We start from the raw sequence: 5,682 nt of genomic DNA on the forward strand, positions 1-5,682 counted from the left end.
TCGTCCTGCCGTGGGGGCAGCTGCTCGCGATGGTCGGCCTCGCGGCGGTCGTCGGCGTGCTGGCCGCGGTGTGGCCGTCGGCGCCGCGTCGCGAGCCGCCGGTCGGCCGGCGGCGAGGAGCCCGCCGAGCGCGTCGGCGAGGTGGCGCTCGACGAGCGGGACCACCTCGGCGACCGTCACGGTCCGGCCCGCCTCGGCGGACAGCGACGTCACGTCGGCGTCGTCGATGCCGCACGGCACGATGCGCCCGTACCAGCCGAGGTCGGGGCAGCAGTTCAGCGCGAACCCGTGCATCGTCACGCCGCGGGCCACGCGCGCGCCGATCGCGGCGACCTTGCGGGCCCGCCGGGGCACGGGGGTGGTGGCCGGGTCGTCGGCCGGCAGCCACACGCCGCTGCGTCCCTCGACCCGCTCGGTCGCGACGCCGACGTCGGCGCACGTGCGGATGAGCGCCTCCTCGAGCGCCCGCACGTAGCGCACGACGTCGACCGGCTCCGCGAGCCGGACGATCGGGTAGCCGACGAGCTGGCCGGGGCCGTGCCACGTGATCCGCCCGCCGCGGTCGACGTCCACCACGGGCGTGCCGTCGGTGGGGCGGTCGCTGCGGGCCGTGCGCCTGCCGGCCGTGTAGACGGGCTCGTGCTCGAGCAGCAGGACGGTGTCCTCGCGGCTGCCGGCCTCGACGGCCGCGTGGACCTCGCGCTGCAGGGCCCACGTCGGCTCGTACGGCTGGAGGCGGGTGCCGAGCTCGAGCAGGTCGACGCGCATGCCCGTCAGGCTACGCCCGCGCGCGGCGGCTCCTCGGCGGGCGGGTCGGACGCCGCGGCGTCCGGTCGCCCGCCGGGACGGGAGGGCGCCCCGGCGTCGTCGGGCTGCACGACCAGCAGGAGCAGCGTGCGCAGCTCCTCGCGCTGCCGCGCGTCGAGCGCGGCGAGGACGCGGTCCTGCGCGGGGCGGGGGTCGGCCGACGCGACGAAGGCCCGGGTGCCGGCGTCGGTGATCGCGATGACGTGGCGGCGCCGGTCGGCCGGGTCGGGGCGGCGGCTCACGTAGCCGGTGCGCTCCAGGCGGGCGAGCACACGGCTCATCGTCTGCTCGGTGACGCCGCACGCCTCGGCGAGACCGCGCTGCGACATGGGGCCGGCGGCGAGGTGCACGAGCACGGGGTGGCTGGCGTGGTTCAGGTCCCAGGCGGCGAGGTGCGCGTTCCACTCGCGCTCGATGCGGCGAGCGGCGGCGGAGAGCAGCCGGCCGACCGGCCAGTGGTCCTCCACCAGGTCCTGCTGCGTGACGTCCGTCACCGTGCCCCGCCTCTCCGCTTGCCCGGGCACGCTCCGGGACCCATGATGCTCAGCATGCTGAGGAAATCATGGGTGCGCACCCTGGCGGTGGCCGTCGCGCTGCTCGTCTGGCTGGCCGTCGGCGGCGTGGGCGGGATGGCCCAGGGCAGGCTGGCACAGGTGCAGACGAACGACGCGGCGGCGTTCCTGCCGTCGTCGGCCGAGTCCACGCGAGCCGCGGAGGCCTCCCGGGACCTGGTCGACACGCAGACCCTACCCGCGCTCGTCGTGCTCGCCCCCGCCGACGGCGGGCAGGTGACACCCGATCAGCTGGACGCCGTCCGGGAGGTGGCCGCCGCCGTCCCCGACCGTCCCGTCCCGGACGGTGACGGCACGTGGGGCGACCGGCTGACCGGCGACGTCGTGCCCGTCCCGGCCGAGGACGGCGAGGCCGTCCTGGTCGCCGTGCCCCTCGACGCGGACGCCGCGGAGGAGCGCGTCGGCGAGGAGCGCCTCAGCACCCTGCTCGTCGAGGACCTGCGCGACCTCCTCGCCGAGGACCTCGGCGCCACCGCCGGCACGGCCGGGGACCTCGGCCTCAACGCCTGGGTCACGGGGCCCGCCGGCTTCGTCACCGACCTCGGCGCGGCGTTCGCCGGCATCGACGGGCTGCTGCTGCTCGTCGCCCTCGGCGCCGTCCTGCTCATCCTCGTCGTCGTCTACCGCTCGCCGTTCCTGCCCCTCGTCGTCATCGTCACCGCCGTGTTCGCGCTCGCCCTCGCGGGGCTGGTGGTCTACGAGCTCGCCGCGAACGACGTCCTCGTCCTCAACGGGCAGTCGCAGGGGATCCTGTCGATCCTCGTCGTCGGCGCGAGCGTCGACTACGCGCTCCTGCTCGTCGCGCGCCACCGCGAGGAGCTGGGCCGCCACGCGCACCCGGCCGACGCGCTCCGCCGCGCCTGGCGGCGCTCGCTCGAGCCGATCCTCGCCAGCGCCGGCACCGTCGTCGCCGGTGTGCTCTGCCTGCTGCTCTCGCAGCTCGGCTCCAACCGGAGCCTCGGCCCGGTCGCGGCGATCGGCATCGGCGCCGCCGTCCTGTCCGCGCTGACGCTCCTGCCCGCGCTGCTCCTCGTCGCCGGGCGCCGCTCCCGCGTGCTGTTCTGGCCGCGCGTGCCGCAGCACGCGACCGCGACCCCGGCACCCGCGACGCACGGCGCCCACGCGGCCCCCGCCGACGACGCGCTCGACGCCGCCGGCCTGTGGAGCCGCTGGGCGCGCTGGGTCGGGCGGCACGCCCGCCCCGTCTGGGTCGCCACGGGCGTCGGCCTGCTCGTGCTCGCCGCGTTCCTGCCCACCCTGCGCGCCGGCGGCACCAGCCAGACCGACGTGTTCCTCACGCCCGTCGACTCCGTCGCCGGCGAGGAGGTGCTGGCGGACCACTTCCCGGCCGGCGCCGTGCAGCCCGCGACGGTCGTCGTCGACGAGGCCGACGTGGACGCCGTCGTCGCGGCGGCTCAGGACGTGCCCGGGGTCGCGTCCGCCGCGCCGTACACCGGCGCCCCGGCCGGCGCCCCCGGCGGCGACGCGCCCCCCGTGGTCGTCGACGGACGCGCCCGCGTGGACGTCGTCACCGAGGCGCCGTCCGACAGCCAGGAGGCCGTCGACGTGGTCGCCGACCTGCGCACCGCCGTGCACGACGTCGCCCCGCAGGCGCTCGTCGGGGGTGCCGCGGCCGAGACCCTCGACACGCAGCTCGCCGGCGAGCGGGACCTGCGCGTCATCGTCCCCGTCGTGCTGGCCGTCATCCTGCTCATCCTCGTCGTGCTGCTGCGCTCGGTCGCGGCCGGGCTGCTGCTCATGGCGGCCAACGTGCTGTCGTTCGCGGCCGCCCTCGGCGTCGCCGCCATCGTGTTCGACGTGCTCGACCTGCCCGACGCCGACCCCACGGTGCCGCTCTACGGGTTCGTGTTCCTCGTCGCCCTCGGCGTGGACTACACGATCTTCCTCATGACCCGCGTGCGCGAGGAGTCCCTGGCGCACGGCACGCGTGCGGGCATCGTGCGCGGCCTCGCGGTGACGGGCGGCGTCATCACGTCGGCGGGCCTCGTGCTCGCGACGACGTTCGCCGCGCTCGCGGTCATCCCGCTGCTGTTCCTCGCGCAGATCGCGTTCATCGTGGCGCTCGGCGTCCTCATCGACACCTTCGTCGTCCGGAGCCTGCTCGTGCCGGGTCTCGTGCACGACATCGGCCCGCGCACGTGGTGGCCGAGCGCCCTCTCGCGCCGCCCGGAGCACGGCGCGCACGCCGCGGTGGACGACGCCGGGAAGGTCGCGGCGGGCGGCACGCGCTGAGGAGCGCCGCCTAGAGTGACGCGCATGGAGCCGTTGCGCGTCGGACTGGTCGGCTACGGCGGAGCCGGGCGTGGCATCCATGCCCGGCTCCTGCGCGAGACGGGTCACCGCGTCGTCGCGGCGGTCACCCGGGCCCGCGGGGACGACGTGCGCGCCGACTGGCCGGGCGCGCGCGTCGTGCCGGACGTCGCGGCGCTGCTCGACGACGTGGACGCGCTCGACCTCGTCGTCGTCGCGAGCCCGACGGGCGACCACGTCGCGCACACGCGCGCCGTGCTCGAGGCGGACGTGCCCGTGCTGGTGGACAAGCCGCTCGCCACGACCACGGCGGACGCGACGGCGCTCGTCGAGCTCGCGGAGCGGCGCGGGGGCCGCCTCACCGTCTTCCAGAACCGACGGTGGGACCCCGAGCAGCTCACCCTGCGCGCGCTGCTCGACGCCGGCGCGCTCGGGCGCGTGCACCGGTTCGAGCGGCGCTGGGAGCGGTACCGGCCCGAGCCCGCGCACCGGTGGAAGGAGCAGGACACCGCGGCGGGCGGGCTGCTGCTCGACCTCGGTGCGCACCTCGTCGACTCCGCGGTCCAGCTCTTCGGCCCCGTGCGCCGGGTCCACGCGGAGCTGCGCGCGCTCACCACGCCGGCCGTCGACGACGTCTTCCTGGCCGTCGAGCACGCCCCCGGCGCGGACGGGCTCGCCGTCGTGTCGCACCTGCAGGCCGGCGGCCTCGTCGGCGCGCCCGGCCCGCGCACGCGCGTCCTCGGCGAGCGCGGCGCGTACCTGGTGACGAGCTTCGAGGGCGAGCCCACCCCCTTCGCGGTGCTCGACGACGCCGAGGACGCCGGTCGTGCGGCGGGCGACCCGCCGCACGAGGGCTGGCTCGTGCGCGGCGCCGAGCGCACGCCGGTGCCGCGCGCACCGGGTGGGCACGCCGACGTCTACCGCGCCGTCGCGCGCTGGCTGCGCGGGGAGGGGCCCGTGCCGGTCGACCCGTGGGACGCCGTCCGCACGGCCCGCGTCCTCGACGCGGCCGTGCGCTCCGCGGCGGACGGCGTGCCGGTCGTGCTCGACCACGCCTGACCGCCGGCGCCCGGCTGTGGACGGGCGCCGACGCGCCCGCGCCGGTGCCGCTTGGATGGCGCCCGTGCACCCGGCCCTCGTCCCCGACGACGTCACCCGACTGCTCGCCGAGCGCGGCCACCGGGTCGCCGCGGCCGTCGGCACCGACGGCGCGTGGTGGGTCTCGCGGCCGGTCGACGACCCCGACGCCCCGTGGCTCGAGGTGCAGGTCGTGCGCGTGCCCACCGACGACCGGCTGCGCGCGCTCGCGGACGCCCTGGCGAGCGTGGAGCACCCCCACCTCGCGGCCGTGCGGGAGGTCGTCCCGCTGGACGCCGGACGCGTCGCCGTGCTGGCCGCCCACGTGCCCGGCCCGACCCTCGCCGCCGTGCGCGCCACGCGCCCGCCGCTGAGCGACGCCGAGGCCGTCACGGTGGCCGTGCCGGTCGCGCAGGCCCTCGCCGCGCTGCACGCCGCCGGGCTCGCGCACGCCGCGGTCGCCGCCGACCGCGTGGTGCTGCGGCCCGACGGGTTCCCCGTGGTCGTCGACGTCCGCGGCGTGCTCGCGGGCACCGGCACCGCCGACGGCGACGTGCGCCGGCTGATCGCCACCGTGCTCGGCGTCCTCCCGCCGCTCGAGGCGGAGCTCGCCGCCGGGCTGCCCGAGCTCACGCGTCTGCGCGACGCGCTCGAGGCCGTGGCGCGGCGCGGCGCCCCCACGGCGGAGGACGTCGTCGAGGCGGCGTTCGCGGCTGCCGAGCCGGTGCCCGTGCAGATGCCCGACGCGGACGCGCTCGCCGGTGCGCAGGTGGCCATGGACGCCGGTCGTGCCCTGCCGCGCCCTGACGCCCGGCCGGTGGCGGAGCGGCGGCGAGCCCGTGGGCGGCACGGCCGCGTGGCGCGGCACGCGCTCGTCATCGCGGCGGCGGCGTGCGTGGTGGCCGTGGTCGCGGTGGCCGGCACCGCCCTGGTCGCGGGCCGCGAGGGCGCCGCG

The 5,682-nt window shown here is 78.0% G+C and carries 4 protein-coding genes and 1 pseudogene; 3 read left to right on the top strand and 2 right to left on the bottom strand.

Annotated elements, in window-relative coordinates; translation table 11 throughout:
- Positions 1-768, bottom strand: a 768-nt coding sequence (gene lipB / locus AB6N23_RS16955) for a lipoyl(octanoyl) transferase LipB (protein WP_412867159.1), incomplete at its 3' end; no start/stop codon positions are given.
- Between the two features lie 5 nt (positions 769-773).
- On the bottom strand, positions 774-1,301 hold the full coding sequence (locus tag AB6N23_RS16960) for a MarR family winged helix-turn-helix transcriptional regulator (RefSeq protein ID WP_412867160.1): 528 nt from the start codon (positions 1,299-1,301) through the stop codon (positions 774-776).
- A gap of 42 nt (positions 1,302-1,343) precedes the next feature.
- On the opposite strand from AB6N23_RS16960, the gene AB6N23_RS16965 reads away from it, so the two are divergent.
- The 3 genes and pseudogenes from AB6N23_RS16965 to AB6N23_RS16975 form a co-directional block, all read left to right on the top strand.
- Positions 1,344-3,632, top strand: coding sequence for an MMPL family transporter (locus AB6N23_RS16965; RefSeq protein WP_412867161.1), 2,289 nt, complete (start codon positions 1,344-1,346; stop codon positions 3,630-3,632).
- A 24-nt stretch (positions 3,633-3,656) separates the two neighbouring features.
- Complete coding sequence (locus AB6N23_RS16970; RefSeq protein WP_412867162.1) at positions 3,657-4,709, top strand: Gfo/Idh/MocA family oxidoreductase; 1,053 nt, start codon at positions 3,657-3,659, stop codon at positions 4,707-4,709.
- 55 nt (positions 4,710-4,764) lie between these two features.
- A pseudogene (locus AB6N23_RS16975) lies at positions 4,765-5,682 on the top strand (hypothetical protein); the annotation flags it as partial.

The sequence above is a fragment of the Cellulomonas pasadenensis genome, assembly GCF_047229365.1.
Taxonomy (GTDB): domain Bacteria; phylum Actinomycetota; class Actinomycetes; order Actinomycetales; family Cellulomonadaceae; genus Cellulomonas.